General features: G+C 72.3%; 13 protein-coding genes. 1 reads left to right on the top strand and 12 read right to left on the bottom strand.

Features of this window, described 5'->3' with window-relative positions; all coding sequences use genetic code 11:
- Nucleotides 1-264: 264 nt before the first annotated feature.
- From pyk to hisI, 11 genes are all read right to left on the bottom strand, one after another.
- Nucleotides 265-1,794 (bottom strand): pyruvate kinase, encoded by a 1,530-nt coding sequence (pyk, locus tag ACETWP_RS13155; protein ID WP_373972707.1) that lies wholly within the window; start codon nt 1,792-1,794, stop codon nt 265-267.
- A 54-nt stretch (nt 1,795-1,848) separates the two neighbouring features.
- Nucleotides 1,849-3,306, bottom strand: coding sequence for a glutamate synthase subunit beta (locus ACETWP_RS13150; RefSeq protein ID WP_373972706.1), 1,458 nt, complete (start codon nt 3,304-3,306; stop codon nt 1,849-1,851).
- Nucleotides 3,299-7,915: a glutamate synthase large subunit gene (gene gltB, locus ACETWP_RS13145; protein ID WP_373972705.1), complete on the bottom strand. Its 4,617-nt coding sequence runs from the start codon at nt 7,913-7,915 to the stop codon at nt 3,299-3,301. Before gltB ends, ACETWP_RS13150 begins: the two co-directional genes overlap by 8 nt.
- Before the next feature lie 573 nt (nt 7,916-8,488).
- A complete protein-coding gene (lgt, locus tag ACETWP_RS13140; RefSeq protein ID WP_373972728.1) occupies nt 8,489-9,616 on the bottom strand; it encodes a prolipoprotein diacylglyceryl transferase in 1,128 nt (375 codons plus the stop codon).
- 14 nt (nt 9,617-9,630) lie between these two features.
- Complete coding sequence (trpA, locus tag ACETWP_RS13135; RefSeq protein WP_373972704.1) at nt 9,631-10,422, bottom strand: tryptophan synthase subunit alpha; 792 nt, start codon at nt 10,420-10,422, stop codon at nt 9,631-9,633.
- Nucleotides 10,422-11,729 (bottom strand): tryptophan synthase subunit beta, encoded by a 1,308-nt coding sequence (gene trpB / locus ACETWP_RS13130; RefSeq protein ID WP_373972703.1) that lies wholly within the window; start codon nt 11,727-11,729, stop codon nt 10,422-10,424. The genes trpA and trpB overlap by 1 nt, the downstream gene beginning before the upstream one ends.
- A 44-nt stretch (nt 11,730-11,773) precedes the next feature.
- On the bottom strand, nt 11,774-12,604 hold the full coding sequence (gene trpC / locus ACETWP_RS13125) for an indole-3-glycerol phosphate synthase TrpC (RefSeq protein ID WP_373972702.1): 831 nt from the start codon (nt 12,602-12,604) through the stop codon (nt 11,774-11,776).
- Between the two features lie 2 nt (nt 12,605-12,606).
- Entirely contained in the window at nt 12,607-12,876 is a 270-nt protein-coding gene (locus ACETWP_RS13120; RefSeq protein ID WP_373972701.1) for an HGxxPAAW family protein, read from the bottom strand.
- A gap of 120 nt (nt 12,877-12,996) precedes the next feature.
- Nucleotides 12,997-13,602: a Trp biosynthesis-associated membrane protein gene (locus ACETWP_RS13115; protein ID WP_373972700.1), complete on the bottom strand. Its 606-nt coding sequence runs from the start codon at nt 13,600-13,602 to the stop codon at nt 12,997-12,999.
- Nucleotides 13,599-15,170, bottom strand: a complete 1,572-nt coding sequence (locus ACETWP_RS13110; protein WP_373972699.1) for an anthranilate synthase component I — start codon at nt 15,168-15,170, stop codon at nt 13,599-13,601. The genes ACETWP_RS13115 and ACETWP_RS13110 overlap by 4 nt, the downstream gene beginning before the upstream one ends.
- A gap of 51 nt (nt 15,171-15,221) precedes the next feature.
- A complete protein-coding gene (gene hisI, locus ACETWP_RS13105) occupies nt 15,222-15,641 on the bottom strand; it encodes a phosphoribosyl-AMP cyclohydrolase (protein WP_373972698.1) in 420 nt (139 codons plus the stop codon).
- 94 nt (nt 15,642-15,735) lie between these two features.
- Here hisI and ACETWP_RS13100 point away from each other — a divergent pair, with 94 nt between their 5' ends.
- Nucleotides 15,736-16,377 carry a TIGR03085 family metal-binding protein gene (locus ACETWP_RS13100; protein ID WP_373972697.1) on the top strand — a complete coding sequence of 214 codons (642 nt, stop codon included), beginning with the start codon at nt 15,736-15,738 and terminating at the stop codon, nt 16,375-16,377.
- 45 nt (nt 16,378-16,422) lie between these two features.
- Here the strand turns inward: ACETWP_RS13100 and ACETWP_RS13095 are convergent, their stop codons facing one another.
- Nucleotides 16,423-17,142, bottom strand: a complete 720-nt coding sequence (locus ACETWP_RS13095; protein WP_373972696.1) for a GNAT family N-acetyltransferase — start codon at nt 17,140-17,142, stop codon at nt 16,423-16,425.
- Nucleotides 17,143-17,162 lie beyond the last annotated feature (20 nt).

Here is a 17,162-nt window from a genome sequence, read left to right as displayed (position 1 = left end):
CCACGGGGTTCGCGCGGGCCGTCCCGACTGCCGTGGGCGGTGCGGGGACGCTCCGGCGCCTTGAACACAGGGTACGCCCGGCGCGCGCAAACGTCGCCGGGTTGCGCGCGGGTTTAAGTCACACGGGGCATGACGCGGGGGCCGAACGGGCGAAGGACCGGCGCCCCGCAGGGGAACCGGTCCTTCGCGGCCGCGGGCGACGGCCTCGTCCGCCCCAGGCGACGGCCGAGGCGGCCGGGGCCGGACCCCGGCGGTGGGCCTGGCCTAGGCCTCGCCCCGCATGCGCGCGATCATCTCGGCCATCGCCTGCTCCTTCGTGCGCCACGGGCCGACCTTCTCCCGCTCGGGGACCTTGGCGCCCTCGACGAGCTGCCCGGCGTCCGCCACGTCCCCGATGCGGTGCACGCGCAGGGAGTTCGTGGAGCCGGCCTGCCCCGGCGGGGAACCGGCGACGATGACGACGAGGTCGTTGGCCTCGGCCAGGCCCTCGTCGAGCAGGGCCTGGTCGACCTGGGCGGTCATCTTGTCCGAGTGGTCGGCGAACTCGACCAGCCGCGGCTGGATGCCCCAGATCAGCGTCATGATGTTGTACGTGTGCTTCAGGGGCGTGAAGCCGAGGATCGGCAGCTTGGGCCGCAGCCGCGACAGCCGCCGCGCGGAGTCGCCCGACTGGGTGAACGCGACGATGTACTTGGCGTCCAGCTGGTCACCGATGTCGACGGCGGCACGGGTGATGGCGCCGCCGCGGGTGCGCGGCTTGCTGCCCAGCGGGGGAATCCGCTGCAGTCCGTGGTCCTCGGTGGCCGAGATGATCCGGGCCATCGTCTCCACGGTCTCGATTGGGTAGGCGCCGACGCTCGTCTCGCCGGAGAGCATCACCGCGTCCGCCCCGTCGAGCACGGCGTTCGCGCAGTCGGAGGCCTCGGCGCGCGTCGGCGTCGGGCTCTCGATCATGGACTCCAGCACCTGCGTCGCGACGATGACCGGCTTCGCCCAGCGGCGGGCGAGCTCCACGGCGCGCTTCTGGACCAGCGGCACCTCCTCGAGGGGCAGCTCCACGCCGAGGTCCCCGCGGGCCACCATGATCGCGTCGAAGGCGTCGATGATCTCCTCGAGGGCGTCCACGGCCTGGGGCTTCTCGACCTTGGCGATGACGGGCAGGCGGAGGCCCTCCTCGTCCATGATCTCGTGGACCCGGTCGATGTCGGCGGCGTTGCGCACGAACGACAGCGCGACCATGTCGACCCCGGCGCGGATGGCCCAGCGCAGGTCCTCCTCGTCCTTGTCGCTCAGGGCGGGGACGTTGACGGCGACGCCGGGGAGGTTGATGCCCTTGTTGTTGGACACCTCCCCGCCGACGACGACCTCGGTGACAACGCTCGTGTCGGTGACCTCCACGGCGCGCAGCGCGACGCGGCCGTCGTTGACCAGCAGGCGGTCCCCGACGGCGACGTCGTGCGGCAGTCCCTTGAACGTCGTCGAGCACAGCTCGCGGGTCCCGGGGACGTCCTCGACCGTGATCGTGAACCGGTCCCCCACCTTGAGCAGGTGCGGCCCGTCCGTGAAGCGGCCCAGCCGGATCTTCGGTCCCTGCAGGTCGGCGAACACGCCGACCGGGCGGCCGAGCTCCGCGGACGCCTGTCGGACGTTCGCCAGGTTCTCCGCGTGCGTGGAGTACTCGCCGTGGCTCATGTTCAACCGGGCGACGTCCACCCCCGCCTTGATGACCTGGAGCGTCTTCTCGTAGGTGCCGATCGCCGGCCCAAATGTCGCAACAATCTTCGCGCGTCTCATATCGTCAGCCTCTCCGCCTTTCCTTGTCCGGTGCCCGGCGGCGACGTGCCGCCGTCAGAGCATGGTGATGGCGTGGTCCGTCGGCGCCACCGGCGCCGGCAAGCGGGTCTCACCCATCAGGTACTTGTCCACCGCGGCGGCGCAGGCGCGCCCCTCAGCGATGGCCCACACGATCAGCGACTGTCCGCGGCCAGCGTCGCCGGCGGCAAACACGCCGGGCGTGTTGGTCATGTAGTAACCGTCACGGGCGACGTTGCCCCGGTTGTCGAACTCGGTGCCAGCCTGCTCCGCGAGCCCCGCGGGCTCGGGCCCGGTGAAACCGAGGGCCAGGAAGACGAGGTCGGCGGGGATGACGCGCTCGGTGCCGGCCTTCGGGACGCGCTTTCCGTCCACGAATTCGGTTTCCGCCACCATGATGCCCGTCACACGGCCGTCCTCTCCGACGAACTCTACCGTAGACGCGAGGTACGTGCGCTCGCCGCCCTCCTCGTGGGCGCTGGCGACCTCGAAGAGGTTCGGGAACATCGGCCACGGCTGGTGCGCGGGACGCTCGCTTGGCGGCTGCAGGCCGATCGCCAGCGTCGTCACGGAGGCCGCCTGGTGGCGGTGCGCCGTGCCGATGCAGTCGGCGCCGGTGTCGCCGCCACCGAGGATCACCACGTGCTTGCCGCGCGCGTGGATCTGCTCCGGGACCTCCTCGCCCGCGACCGCGCGGTTGGATTGGACCAGGTAGTCCATGGCGTAGTGCACGCCGTCCAGGTCCCGGCCCGGAATGGGCAGGTCGCGCGGCACGGTGGCGCCGGTCGCGACCACCACGGCGTCGTAGCGCCGGCGCAGCTGGTCCCAGGAGATGTCCTTGCCGAGTTCCACATTGGTGCGGAAGCGCGTGCCCTCGGCCGCCATCTGCTCGAGGCGGCGGTCCAGCACGGACTTCTCCATCTTGAAGTCCGGGATGCCGTAGCGCAGCAGCCCGCCGATGGCATCGTCGCGCTCGTACACGGCCACGGTGTGCCCGGCACGGGTCAGCTGCTGGGCGGCCGCCAGCCCGGCCGGGCCGGAGCCGACCACGGCGATGGTCTGGTCCGTGTGCCGCTGCGGCAGCACGGGGACCACGACGCCGTCGTCGAACGCCTGGTCCGCGATGGACACCTCGATCTGCTTGATCGTGACCGCGGGCTGGTTGATCCCCAGCACACAGGACGACTCGCACGGCGCGGGGCAGAGGCGGCCCGTGAACTCCGGGAAGTTGTTGGTCGCGTGGAGCCGCTCGCTGGCGTCCCCCATGCGTCCCTTCCAGACCTTGTCGTTCCACTCGGGGATCAGGTTGCCCAGCGGGCACCCCTGGTGGCAGAACGGCACTCCACAGTCCATGCAGCGCCCGGCCTGCTCGCGCAGCGTTCCCTCCTGCTGCCGCTCGTAGACCTCTTTCCAGTCCATGATGCGCACCGGGACCGGGCGCCGGGGCTGGGTTTCGCGTTCGCGTACCTTCAGAAATCCACGCGGATCAGCCACGGGTCGCCTCCAAAATCCTGGTCCAGACGGCATCGCCGTCGGGGTCGAGTCCTTCCGCCTCGGCGGCGGCGCGGGTGCGCAGGACGGCCGCGTAGTCGCGCGGCATCACCTGCGTGATGCGCGCGGCGGTGTCCTGGAAATCGAGCAGCAGCGTGGCCGCCAGCCGCGAGCCGGTCTCCTCCGCGTAGCGGGACAGCAGGCCCCGCACGGTCTCGGTCTCGTCGGCCGGCAGCGGCTGCAGCTGCAGCTCGCCCGAGTCGATGGCCTGGCGGTTGACGCTGCCGCGGTCCAGGTCGAGCACGTAGGCGACGCCGCCGGACATCCCGGCACCGAAGTTGCGCCCGGTGGGTCCGAGGACCAGCGCGGTGCCGCCGGTCATGTACTCGCAGCCGTGGTCGCCGATGCCCTCGGCGACCGCAATGGCCCCGGAGTTGCGCACCAGGAACCGCTCGCCCACGATGCCGCGCAGGAAGATCTCCCCGCTGGTGGCGCCGTAGCCGATGACGTTGCCCGCGATGACGTTCCGTTCCGCCGCGAACGAATTCGCGCGGTCCGGCCGGACGATGATGCGCCCGCCGGAGAGGCCCTTGCCGACGTAGTCGTTGGAGTCCCCGAAGAGGCGCAGCGTGATGCCCTCGGGCAGGAAGGCGCCCAGCGACTGCCCCGCCTGGCCGCTGAGGGTCACGTCGATGGTGTCGGTGGCGAGCGTGTCGATCCCGAAGCGGCGCGTGACGGCGTTGCCGAGCATCGTGCCCACGGAGCGGTCGGTGTTCACGACGTCGAGGCTGATGCGCACCGGCTGCCGGCGCTCGAGCGCGTCGGCGCTCATCTCGATCAGCCGGTTGTCGAAGTGCTCGTCCAGCTCGTGGTTCTGCGGGACCATGTTGCGCACCGGCGAACCGTCGGACCAGTGGCCCTGCAGGATCGGTTCCAGGTCCAGGCCCTCCGTCTTCCAGTGGTCGATGGCGGGCTGCTTGTCGAGCATCTCCGAGTGGCCGATGGCCTCCTCGATGCTGCGGAACCCGAGCTCGGCAAGGATCTCGCGGACCTCCTCGGCCAGGAACTCGAAGAAGTTGACCACGAACTCCGGCTTCCCGGTGAAGCGCGAGCGCAGCTCCGGGTTTTGGGTGGCCACGCCCACCGGGCAGGTGTCCAGGTGGCAGACGCGCATCATGATGCAACCCGAGACCACCAGCGGGGCGGTCGCGAAGCCGTACTCCTCGGCGCCGAGCAGCGCGGCGATGACGACGTCGCGGCCCGTCTTGAGCTGGCCGTCCACCTGCACGACCACGCGGTCGCGCAGGCCGTTGAGCATCAGCGTCTGCTGGGTCTCGGCCAGGCCGAGTTCCCACGGGGCGCCCGCGTGCTTCAGCGAGTTCAGCGGCGAGGCCCCGGTGCCGCCGTCGTGGCCGGAGACCAGCACGACGTCGGCCTTGGCCTTGGTCACTCCGGCGGCGACGGTCCCGATGCCGACCTCCGAGACCAGCTTGACGTGGACGCGGGCGCGCGGGTTGGCGCGCTTCGCGTCGTAGATCAGCTGCGCAAGGTCCTCGATCGAGTAGATGTCGTGGTGCGGGGGCGGGGAGATGAGCGCGACGCCGGGCGTGGAGTGCCGCGTGCGGGCCACCCACGGGTAGACCTTCTGGCTCATCAGCTGGCCGCCCTCGCCGGGCTTGGCGCCCTGCGCCATCTTGATCTGGATGTCGTCGGCGTTGGTGAGGTAGAGGCTGGTGACCCCGAAGCGGCCCGAGGCGATCTGCTTGACCGCGGAGCGCCGCGCCGGGTCCAGCAGGCGGTCGACGTCCTCGCCGCCCTCGCCGGTGTTGGACTTGCCGCCGAGGCGGTTCATCGCGATCGCGAGCGTCTCGTGGGCCTCCTGGGAGATGGAGCCGTAGCTCATCGCGCCGGTGGAGAAGCGCTTGACGATCGCGGAGACCGGCTCGACCTCCTCCAGCGGAACGGACTCCCGCGCACCGGAGCGGAAGCCCAGCAGGCCGCGCAGCGTCAGGAGGTCCTTCGACTGGTCGTCGACCCCCCGGGTGTAGGCCTTGAAGATGTCGTAGCGGCGCTCGCGCGTGGCGTGCTGCAGCCGGAACACCGTCTCCGGGTTGAACAGGTGCGGGGGGCCCTCGCGGCGCCACTGGTACTCGCCGCCGATCTCGAGGACGCGGTGCGGCTCGTCGTTGCCGTCGGCGGGGTAGGCCCCGGCGTGGCGGGCGGCCGCCTCCTTGGCGATGACATCCAGCCCCACGCCACCCATCTGCGACTGCGTTCCCGTGAAGTACTGGTCCACCAGCTGCTGGGACAGGCCGAGCGCCTCGAACGTCTGGGCGCCGCAGTAGGAGGAGACCGTGGAGATGCCCATCTTGGACATGATCTTCAGGACGCCCTTGCCGAGCCCCTTGATGAGGTTGTAGTGCGCCTGCTCGGCCGTGACGTCGCCGAGGTCGCCCTGGTTGGCCATCTCCTCGACGGTCTCCAGCGCCAGGTAGGGGTTGATCGCCGAGGCGCCGTAGCCGACCAGGACCGCCACGTGGTGGACCTCGCGGACGTCGCCGGCCTCGACCACGAGCGAGGTCTTGGTGCGGTTGGCGCTCTTGAGCAGGTGGTGGTGCACGGCGCTGGTGAGCAGCAGGGACGGGATCGGCGCCCACTGCGCGTTCGAGTCCCGGTCCGAGAGGACGATGTACTGCACACCGCGGTTGATCGCCGCGGAGACCTTCTCGCAGATCTCCTGCAGGCGCAGCTTCAGCTCCTTCTCGCCGCCGTCGGGCCGGTAGAGCCCGCGCACCTTGAGCGCGGCCTTGGCCCCCTCCGGGGTGCGGATGTTCGCGATCTTGGCCAGCTCGTCGTTGGTGATGACGGGGAAGTCCAGCGACACGTGGCGGGTCTTGACCTGCCCGAGGTCCAACAGGTTCCCGTCCGGACCGATCGAGGTCTGCATGCTGGTCACCAGCTCCTCGCGGATCGAGTCCAGCGGGGGGTTGGTGACCTGCGCGAAGGACTGCGCGAAGTAGTCGAACAGCAGGCGCGGGCGCTTGGAGAGGACGGCGATGGGCGTGTCCGAGCCCATGGCCCCCAGCGGCTCGGCGCCGGTGCGCGCCATCGGGTTCAGCAGGATGCGCAGTTCCTCCTCGGTGTAGCCGAAGGTGCGCTGGCGCAGCTGGACGGAGGAGGGGTTGTGGATGACGTGCTCGCGGTCGGGCAGCTCGGCGAGGCTGATGATGTTCTGCCTGACCCAGTCGCGCCACGGGTTGGCGGCGGCGACGTCGGCCTTGATCTCGTCGTCCTCGACCAGCCGGCCCGCCTCGGTGTCCACGAGGAACATCTTGCCCGGCGAGACGCGGCCCTTGCGCACGACCTTCTCCGGGGCGATGTCGACCACGCCCACCTCGGAGGCCAGGACCACGAGCCCGTCGTCGGTGACCCAGTAGCGGGCCGGGCGCAGCCCGTTGCGGTCCAGCACGGCGCCGACCAGGCGGCCGTCGGTGAAGGACACGGCGGCCGGGCCGTCCCACGGCTCCATGAGCATGGAGTGGTACTGGTAGAACGCGCGGCGGTCCGCGTCCATGCCGGCCTGGTTTTCCCACGCCTCGGGGATCATCATCATGATGGCCTGCGTGATGGGGCGGCCCGAGAGCATGAGCAGCTCCGCGACCTCGTCGAAGGACGCCGAGTCGGAGGCGCCCGGGGTGCAGATCGGGAACAGCTCCTCGGGAACCTCGCCGAGGACGTCGCCGGCCAGCTGGGACTGCCGCGCGCGCATCCAATTGCGGTTGCCCTTGACGGTGTTGATCTCGCCGTTGTGGGCGATGGCGCGAAACGGCTGCGCCAGCGGCCACGACGGGAAGGTGTTCGTGGAGAAGCGCGAGTGGACGATCCCCAGCTTGGTCTTGAAGCGCGGGTCCGACAGGTCCGGGTAGAACGGCTCGAGCTGCGCGGTGGTCAGCATGCCCTTGTAGACCATGGTCTTGGAGGACAGCGACGGGAAGTAGACGCCGTGCTTGTTCTGGGAGCGCTTGCGCAGGCGGAACGCCCGGGCGTCCAGGTCCGCGACGGCCGCGGCGTCGTCCGTGCCCTCGGCCGGGGCGATGAAGATCTGGACGAAGCGCGGCATGCAGGCGCGCGCCATGGCCCCGACGATGGAGGCCTCGACGGGGACCTCGCGCCAGCCGAGGACCTTCAGCGACTCCTGCTCGGCGAGCTCCTCGATGCCCCCACGCGCGGACGCCTCGATGCTGGGCTCGTCCGGGAGGAACGCGGTGCCGACCGCGTAGGACCCGGCAGCGGGGAGCTCGAAGTCGACGACGGCGCGGAAGAACTCGTCCGGGACCTGCGTGAGCAGGCCCGCACCGTCCCCGGTGCCCTCGTCCGCGCCGACGGCCCCCCGGTGCTCGAGGTTGCGCAGCGCGGTCAGCGCGGCGTCCACGATGTCGTGCGTGGGCTCGCCGCGCAGGGTGGCGATGACGGCCAGCCCGCAGGCGTCCTTCTCGTTCTCGGGATGGTAGAGGCCCGAGGCCTCCGGCAGGTTCGCGAAGCTGGTGAAGGGCGAGGCGGTGACCCCGCCGACAGCACGCGGGGCGTTCTGCTGGTCTCCGGTCAGTTTCATGTCGTCCTTTCTCCGTTTAATGGTGATGCACGCTCTGCGGCGGTGCAAGGATGCGGAGGGGACGGCGCTGGCCCCGGGGCGGCGGGGGACGCTGGTCCCCGTTGCCCGGAAGGTGTGGGGAGTCCGTGGCCTCGGATCCTGTCCGGCACGCTCCCGCCGAGGTGGGCCGCCCGTGTACGGCCGGTGGTCCACGGAACGGAGTTCCACATCGTTGTGGTGCGCGGCGCCCTACGGCGGTTCGCCGGCGCAGCTGCCCCGGAAATCCTGGGGCCGGGGATTGGCGCCCCGGACACAACCGAAGTATGGAGAGATTAGCATTCCGCGCGGTGGCCGCCCCAGACGCGGGCGGCTTCTTTACGCCGGACGCCCCCTATGTGTCGCCGACTCCCCCGGCGTTCCGGGGGAGCAGCGGCGTGGCGTTACGGGACGCCGGCACGCCGCGACGGGAGGCCGGCCCGGGTCGCGGCGCCGCCTCGCAGGCGGTCGCGCGAGCCGTCCGCCCGACTACCGTCGGCAGTCACGAACGTGGTCGCCGGGCCGTCGCGCAGGCGGTCGCGCGAGCCGTCCGCCCGCCTACGGTCGGCGGTCGCGCGGCGCCGGGGAGGGGTCCCCGAGGCCGTCCGCCGTGTCCCCGTCGGCGCCCTCGCGCGCGGGGTGGGCCGCGGCGTCGGCCGGAGCCGGATCCGCGGTGGTGGCCGCGTCCGCCGAGGCGTGCGGGACGGCGGTCTGCGCGGCGCCCGCCGGCGTGGCGGTGGCCCCGGCGGCCACGGCCGCCTGTCCCGCGTCCTGCTCCGCGAGTGCCCGGCCGGGCAGATACACGCCGGGATCCGGCTCGCCGCGGTGCCGGCGGAGCAGGACGACGAAAACGGTCAGCGAGACCACGAGGAGCAGCAGGCTGGTCCACACGTTCAGGCGCTGGGTGACGCCGAAGAACGTGATCATCTCCGCGTCGTCGATGCGCATGGCCTCGATCCACAGCCGGCCGAGCGTGTAGTAGGACACGTAGGCCCAGAACATCGTGCCGTGGCGGAACCGGAACCTGCGGTCCAGGAGCAGCAGGATCGCCACGCCGGCGATGTTCCAGAGGAACTCGTAGAGGAACGTCGGGTGGAACAGGGTGCCCGGGAGCGCGTCGGGCGGGAACCCCGCGGTGCCGGGATCGATCTCAAGGCCCCAGGGAAGGGTCGTGGGTCCGCCGTAGAGCTCCTGGTTGAACCAGTTGCCCCATCGGCCGATCGCCTGCGCGAGCAGGAGCCCGGGCGCGGCCGCGTCGGCGAACGCTGCGAGGCGGACGCCGTAGCGGCGGCACCCGATCCAGGCACCGACGGCTCCCAGCGCCACGGCCCCCCAGATGCCCAGGCCTCCGCGCCAGATCTGCCACGTGAGGCTCAGGTCCCCGCTGCCGTCGAAGCCGGGGCCGAAGTACGCGTCCGGCGAGGAGAAGATGTGGTAGAGCCGGCCGCCGATGATGCCGAACGGGATGGCCCAGATGCAGATGTCCCAGACGACGCCCTCGGGGCCGCCCTTGGCGTCCCAGCGGCGTGCCGTGAGCCACATGGCCGCCACGATGCCGGCCAGGATGCACAGCGCGTAGGCGTGGATGGTGAGCGGGCCGACGGAGAAGCTCGCCCACTCCTGCGGGGGGCTGGGGATCGACGCGGGCAGCGCGCCGGCGATCGCGGCGTGCGCGGAGGCGGCCAGCGCGGCGGACGGGCTCACGCGCCGCCGTCCTTCGTGCCACTCAGCTCGGCGGCCAGGCGGCCGACGGCCTCGACGCCACCGTCGCGGAGCGCCGCGACCAGGGCCGTGCCCACGATCACGCCGTCGGCGTAGGCGCCGATCTCGGCGACGTGCTCGGCCGCCGACACGCCCAGCCCGACGCAGGCGCGCTCGGCGCCGGCGGCGTGGGCGGCGGCGACGACGGCCTCGGCCGTGTTGGCGACGCTCGTCCGCGCCCCGGTGACACCCATGATGGACACGCAGTAGACGAACCCGCGGCTCGCCTCGACGGTGGCCTTCATCCGTTCCGGGGTGGAGCTGGGGGCGACGAGGAACACGCGGTCCAGCCCGTACCGGTCGGAGACCTCGAACCACTCGGCGGCCTCGTCCGGGATCAGGTCGGGCGTGATGAGCCCCGCTCCCCCGGCGTCGGCCAGGCGGCGGCCGAACTCGTCGACGCCCATGCGCAGGACCGGGTTCCAGTACGTCATGACCATGACGGCGGCGTCGCAGCGGTCGGTGATGCCGCGCACCACGTCGAAGACCTGCGAGACCCGGAAACCGTCGGCGAGGGCCTGCACGGTCGCGGCCTGGATGACGGATCCGTCCATCACCGGGTCGGAGTACGGGATGCCGACCTCGATGATGTCGGCGCCGTTCTCGGCCATGGCCACGGCGGCGTCGATGGTCGTCTGCACGTCCGGGTATCCGGCGGGAAGGTAGCAGATCAGCGCCGGGCGCCCCTCGGAGCGGGCGCGCTCGATCGCTGCGGCGGACTTGCTCGGCATCAGTTGTCCTGTCCTTCGGCATTGTCGATGAGGTTGAACCACTCGGCGGCGGTGGCCACGTCCTTGTCGCCGCGGCCGGAGAGGTTGACGACGATGACCGTCTCCCCCGGCACGGCGCCGGCCTCGACCTTGCGGCGGCCGATGCGCAGCGCGCCGGCCAGCGCGTGGGAGGACTCGATGGCGGGGATGATGCCCTCCGTGCGGCACAGGAGGCTGAAGGCCTCCATGGCCTCGGCGTCGGTGACGGCCTCGTAGGTGACGCGGCCGATGTCGGCGAGGTACGAGTGCTCGGGCCCGACGCCGGGGTAGTCCAGCCCCGCGGAGATCGAGTGCGACTCGACCGTCTGGCCGTCCTCATCCTGCATCAGGTAGGACCGCGCCCCGTGGAGGACGCCGGGGCGTCCCAGCGCGATCGTGGCCGCGTGCCGCCCGGTCTCGACGCCGTCGCCCCCGGCCTCGAGTCCGTAGAGCTCGACGGACGGGTCGTCCAGGAAGCCGTGGAAGATGCCGATGGCGTTCGAGCCGCCGCCCACGCACGCGCACACCGCGTCGGGGAGCCGTCCGACCTGCTCGAGGATCTGGGCGCGGGCCTCCTCGCCGATCACCTCGTGGAAGTAGCGGACCAGCGCGGGGAAGGGGTGCGGGCCGGCCGCGGTGCCGAGCAGGTAGTGCGTGTTGTCGACGTTGGCCACCCAGTCGCGCAGCGCCTCGTTGATGGCGTCCTTAAGCGTCTGGGAACCGGCCGTCACGGGCACGACGGTCGCGCCGAGCAGCTCCATCCGCGCCACGTTCAGGGCCTGCCGCCGGCAGTCCTCGGCGCCCATGTAGACGACGCATTCCATGCCCATGAGGGCGGCCGCCGTCGCGCTGGCGACTCCGTGCTGCCCGGCCCCCGTCTCGGCGATCAGCCGCGTCTTGCCCATGCGCTTGGCCAGCAGCGCCTGGCCCAGCACGTTGTTGATCTTGTGCGAGCCGGTGTGGTTGAGGTCCTCGCGCTTGAGGAAGATCCGCACGCCGCCGGCGTGCTCGGCGAACCGCTTGGCCTCGGTCAGCAGCGACGGTCGGCCGGCGTAGTTCTTGTTGAGCTCGGCGATCTCGGCGACGAACGAGGGGTCGGCCTTGGCCTTCTCGAACGTGTCCTGGAGTTCGTCCAGGGCCGCGATGAGCGACTCCGGCATCCAGCGGCCGCCGTAGCTGCCGAAGTAGGGGCCCGGGGCGTGCCGCAGGCTTCCGGCGGCCAGGAAGGCGTCGACCGGCTCCTGCTCGGCGGGCACCTGGTCGGCGGGCTGGCTGGGGGTCTCGGTCATGGTGGGCCGTCCTGTCTGGCGGGGAGGGGGCTGGGGTGTGGCGCTCAGGCGCGCCGGGGCGGGCGCGCCGCGGTGCCGGCGGCGATGAAACGGCGGAGGGCGTCGGCCGGCGCGTTGTCCCGCACCAGGGCCTCGCCCACGAGGATGGCGTCGGCGCCGTGCGCCGCGTATTCCGCGACGTCGTCGGCGTCGCGCACGCCCGACTCGGCGATGACGACGGCGGAGGGCGGGATCCTGCCCGCCAGGCGCGCGAAGTTGGAGCGGTCGACGTCGAGCGTCTTGAGGTTGCGCACGTTGACGCCGATGATGCGCGCGCCGGCCGAGACGGCACGGTCGACCTCGTCCTCGGTGTGCGTCTCGACGAGGGCCTCCATGCCGAGCTCGCGGGCCAGGCCCAGCAGCTCGCGCAGCGGACCGTCGTCGAGCGCGGCGACGATGAGGAGGACGAGGTCGGCGCCGTGGGCGCGGGCCTCCCAGACCTGGAACGGCTCGACCGTGAAGTCCTTGCGCAGCAACGGGAGGTCCACGGCCGCCCGCACGGCGTCGAAGTCGGCCAGCGACCCGCCGAAGCGCCGCTCCTCCGTCAGCACGGAGATGACCGACGCGCCGCCGTCGCGGTACTCGCGCGCCAAGTCGGCTGGTGCGGGGATGTCGGCCAGCGCGCCCTTGGACGGGCTCTTGCGCTTGACCTCGGACACCACGCGCAGCACGGTGTCCCGCCCGGTGCCGTCTGCGGTGCCGCCGAGCGCGGCGAACGCGTCCCGCGCGGGCGGCGCGGCGAGGGCGCGCGAACGGATCGCGGCGTCGTCGATGCCGGCGCGGCGGGCCTCGAGGTCCTCGCGGACCCCGGCGATGATGTCCTCGAGTACGGTCACGCCTAGTGGTCGCTGTCCTTGGACTTGCTGCCGCCCACGCCGTAGCCGATCCTCTTCATGAACCAGCCCACCACCAGGCCGAGCACCACGATCACGGCGCCGGCGCCGAGGACGACCGTGTTGGCCAGGCCGAAGCCGATGCAGCCCACGAGGACGCCCACCAGCATCACGCCCACCGCGCTCCACGCGGCGACGCTGTTGCCGTGGCCCACGGCCTCGGCGTGCATCGGGTCGATGCCGTATTCGTTGTTGACTGCGGCTTTGCTGGCCATGGCTCGGTTACTCCTCATCAGCTGAGCGTGCCGGGGAGCGGTCCCCCGGACGGAAGTCCCTTACATTCTGCCACTCTTTTGGCCGCCGGGCCGCCATGTTGCGGGCCGTCGGCGGGGCCTTTAGCGCGTGGGGTCGTCGCCCCGGGAGAGGCTGTCCCACCCGTCGATTTCGTCCATCGCGCCGGCGGCCACCGGCGTGCCGTCGCCGGCCGCGGCGGGGGGCGCGTAGCGGCGGCTCGACGTCCAGCGCCTCCCGGCCACGGCGAGCACCACGGCCGACGCGGCGATCCACGCCCCCGCCGCGGCCGCCAGCCACGGCCAGGGCAGCACCCGGTACTCGCCCTCCACGGTGGGGGTTCCGACGGCGGCGCCGACGGCGCCCGACGCGGCGGCGGCCGGATCCATCGCCACCGCCAGCGCGGCGGCGACGATGCCGATGCCCGCGGCGGCGAGCAGCGCGGCGATCACGTAGCGACCGACCCTGCCCGCGATCGCCGCGGCCACGGCGCCCGCCAGCGCGACGACGGCCAGCGCGGCCACCGCGGTCGCCGCGTCGGATCCCGGGACCTCGATGGGAGCGGCGGTGAGCGACCCCTCGGCCGGGACCACCCGGATCCACGTGCGCGTCACCGAGCCGAGGGCCGCGAGGGAGCCCACGACGGCGGCCAGGACAACGGCGCGGCGGGTCAGCCGGGTGGTGCGCCGCGGCGCCTGCGCCGCGGTCACGGCCGGATCCATGCCGCGGGATCCGTGTCGGCGACGGACCGCATGCTCGCGGCCGCCCAGACGGCCCGCAGCGGGGCCGCCGACTTGTTCACGCTCTCCTGGGACTCGGCCTCCGGCTGGGAGTCGGCGACGATGCCGCCGCCCGCCTGGACGTAGGCCCGGCCGTCCTTGATGAGCGCCGATCGGATCGCGATGGCCATGTCCATGTCGCCGGCGAAGTCCAGATAGCCCACCACTCCTCCGTAGACGCCGCGGCGGTGCGGCTCCATCTCGTCCAGCAGCCGGAGGGCGCGCGGCTTCGGCGCGCCGGAAAGCGTGCCGGCCGGGAAGGTCGCCGCCAGCACGTCGTAGGAGCTGGCGCCGGGGGCGAGCCGGCCCACGACGTTGCTGACCAGGTGCATGATGTGGCTGAACCGCTCGACCTCCATGAACTGGCTGACCTCGACGCTGCCCGGCACGCAGACCTTGGAGAGGTCGTTGCGGGCCAGGTCGACCAGCATGAGGTGCTCGGCGCGCTCCTTCTCGTCCTCCAGCAGGTCCTTTTCGTACACCAGGTCGTCCTCGTACGTCGCCCCGCGCGGTCGCGAGCCCGCGATCGGGTGGGTCACGACGTGCCGGTCGTTGACCGTGACGAGGGCCTCGGGGGACGAGCCCACGATCGCGTACCTGCCGCCGTGGGTGTCCTCGAGGTTGAACAGGTACATGTAGGGGCTCGGGTTGGTGGTCCGCAGGATCCGGTACACGTCCAGCGGGTCGGCGGAGGTCTGGAGCTCGAACCGGCGCGACACCACGACCTGGAAGACCTCGCCGTCGACGATCGCCTCCTTGCCGCGCAGGATCGCCCGCCGGTAGGAGTCCTCGTCCCAGCTGTGCGTGACCGCGTCCATCAGCTCGCCGGTGGGAACATCGGCCCCGCCGAAACTGGACACGTCGCCGGGGGCGGGTGCGTCGAGGCGGGCCAGCATCTCCTGGACGCGCTCCACGGCGTGGGCGTAGGCCCCGTCGACGCCGTCGTCGGAGCCGTCCTGGTTGATCGCGTTCGCGATGAGCGTGACCGTTCCGTCGGTGTTGTCGTGCGCGGCCATGTCCCCGACGAGGTTCATGGCGAGCTCGGGGAGGCCCAGGTCGTCGTGCGGGGGGTGCGGCAGCCGCTCCCAATGGCGGACGCTCTCCCACCCGACGAACCCGACCATCCCGGACGTGAACGGCGGAAGGCCGGGCAGGGGCTCGGTGCGCAGCATGGCCACCGTGTCGCGCAGCACCTCGACCGGGCTGCCCTCCGTGGGGATGCCCGCGGGCGGGTGGCCCAGCCAGTGGGGGCGGCCGTCGCGCGTGGTGAGGGTCGCCGGGGAACCGCAGCCGATGAACGAGTACCGGCTCCACACGCCTCCGGCCGCGGCGCTTTCCATCAGGAAGGTGCCGGGACGCCCGCCGGCGAGGCGGCGGTAGATGGCGATGGGGGTGAGCGAGTCCGCCAGCACTCGCAGGGACACGGGAATCACCCGCCGGGTGCGGGCCAGGTCGCGGAATTCCTCGAGCGTGGGGGTCAGGACGCCGAGTCGTTGCATCGTGTGGCTGCTTCCTCGTGGGTTCGGGTGGGGCGGGCTCGGACGGGCGGCTCAGCCGCCGGGCGTGGCCAGGTCGGTCACGGCCGGGATGCCCCGGCCGTCGAAGCAGGTCCTGGTGCCGGTGTGGCACGCGGCACCGACCTGGTCGACGCGCACCAGGAGGGCGTCGCCGTCGCAGTCCAGGGCGACTCCCCGGACCAGCTGGATGTGGCCGGAGGTGTCGCCCTTGCGCCAGTATTCCCGACGCGACCGGGACCAGAACGTCACCCGCCCCGTCGTGAGCGTGCGCCGCAGCGCCTCCTCGTCCATCCAGCCGAGCATCAGCACCTCGCCGGTGTCGTGCTGCTGGACGATCGCGGCCACCAGTCCGGACGCGTCCTTGGTCAGGAGCTGCGCGATCCGCGGGTCGAGGGCGGTGTGCGCGCCCGGCGGGACGCTCGGTTCTGCGGCGGGGGCTGGGTTGCGGGGCATCGCATCAAGTCTAGTCGGTTCGGGGATACCCCGAGGCGGCGCATGACGGCCGGGAGGGATCCGCGGGGGCGCGCACGTGCTAGTTTCGGTGGTGATGAGATTCGTACCCCCGTCACGCGAAGTACTGGCCGAGGTCCTGCTGGCAGCGGGGCCCGATGCGCCGACCCTGTGCGCGGGCTGGGACACCCGGCACCTGGCGGCCCACCTGGTGTTGCGGGAGCACCATCCGCTCGCCGCGGGCATCGTCCTCAAGCCGTTGGCGGGCCGCATGGAACGCACCCTCCACCGCTGGGCCGACCGCGCCAAGGCGCCCCAGGCCTACGCGGCCCTGGTCGAGCGGTTCCGCCGCGGACCTGGCGGGCTGTCTCCGCTGTCCCTTCCCGGCGTGGACCGGGCCGCGAACCTCGTGGAGTTCTTCATCCACACCGAGGACGTCCGGCGGGCCGGCGAGCGGTGGGCGCCGCGTGTCCTGGACGAGGACTACTCCGAGGAACTGTGGCGTGCGCTGGTCCGCGGTTCGGGCCTGCTGTACCGCGGCGTCGACGTCGGGGTCATCCTGCGCCGGCCCGACGGCCGCCGGCACGTCGCGCGGCGGGCGGCCACATCGGTGGCCATCGCCGGCGAGCCAGCCGAGCTGCTGCTCCACGCCTACGGGCGGCGGGGGCACGCACTGGTGACCTTCGAGGGCGCCCCGGACGCGGTCGCCCTGCTCTCCAGCGCCGAACTCGGTCCCTGAGCGCGGGCGCGCGGCCCCGACCGGCGCGCGTCGGGGCTGTCGCGGCTAGAGGCTGCGGGTGCGGTAGTGGTAGTTCGACGCCGTGCTGAAGCCGAGCGCGTCGTAGAGCACGATCGCGCCGACGTTGCTCTCGCGGACCTGGAGCCACAGCCCCTCCAGCCCCAGACCGCAGGCCTCGGAGAACAGCGCCTCGAGCACCAGCCGCGCGTACCCGCGCCGCCTGGACTCGGGCCGCGTGACGACGCAGTACAGGCCGCCGTAGCCGCCGACCAGCGCCATCCGGGCGATGGCCTCGACGCGCCCGCGAACCCGCAGCGCCGCGTACACGGCGGGCGACCCGCCGAGGATCTGCCGGGACACCGCGCGGTCCTCCGCGTCCCGCGGGCCCTCTTGGTCCCAGAAGAGCTCCAACCAGTCCGCGTCCGGCCTCTCGGCGAGCTCGACCCGCGGATCCGGTGCGGCGTCGGCGAAGCGCTGGAGCTCGCTGCCGTCCATGACCTGGACCAGCGTCGGGGTGCCCGCGGAGTAGCCGCGGCGCGCCAGCCGCTCGTCCAGGTCCCGTGGTTCGGCGGCCGGACTGATCTGGAAGATCGCGTCCAGCCAGCGCTCGGCGCTGCGGCGCTCCACCTCGGCGACCGCCGCGTCGACGTCCCGGGGCGCGTCCAGCGGCAGGACCGAGTTCGCCCGCTGGGTCACCCCGGCGGCGAACCGCAGGGTCCACCCCTCGACGGACCCGTGTTCGACGGCGGGCCAGCCGTCGTTCATCAGGCGATCGAGGAACGCCG

It is taken from the genome of Arthrobacter halodurans, from assembly GCF_041877255.1.
Lineage (GTDB): Bacteria > Actinomycetota > Actinomycetes > Actinomycetales > Micrococcaceae > Arthrobacter_N > Arthrobacter_N halodurans.
This window is presented reverse-complemented; position numbering and strand designations above follow the sequence as displayed.

Coding starts and splice junctions, on each gene's coding strand:
- trpB (WP_373972703.1), bottom strand. CDS start 11,729: ATGACCGAGACCCCCAGCCAGCCCGCCGACCAGGTGCCCGCCGAGCAG.
- gltB (WP_373972705.1), bottom strand. CDS start 7,915: ATGAAACTGACCGGAGACCAGCAGAACGCCCCGCGTGCTGTCGGCGGG.
- ACETWP_RS13100 (WP_373972697.1), top strand. CDS start 15,736: ATGAGATTCGTACCCCCGTCACGCGAAGTACTGGCCGAGGTCCTGCTG.
- trpA (WP_373972704.1), bottom strand. CDS start 10,422: ATGCCGAGCAAGTCCGCCGCAGCGATCGAGCGCGCCCGCTCCGAGGGG.
- pyk (WP_373972707.1), bottom strand. CDS start 1,794: ATGAGACGCGCGAAGATTGTTGCGACATTTGGGCCGGCGATCGGCACC.
- ACETWP_RS13095 (WP_373972696.1), bottom strand. CDS start 17,142: ATGAACGACGGCTGGCCCGCCGTCGAACACGGGTCCGTCGAGGGGTGG.
- ACETWP_RS13120 (WP_373972701.1), bottom strand. CDS start 12,876: ATGGCCAGCAAAGCCGCAGTCAACAACGAATACGGCATCGACCCGATG.
- hisI (WP_373972698.1), bottom strand. CDS start 15,641: ATGCCCCGCAACCCAGCCCCCGCCGCAGAACCGAGCGTCCCGCCGGGC.
- ACETWP_RS13110 (WP_373972699.1), bottom strand. CDS start 15,170: ATGCAACGACTCGGCGTCCTGACCCCCACGCTCGAGGAATTCCGCGAC.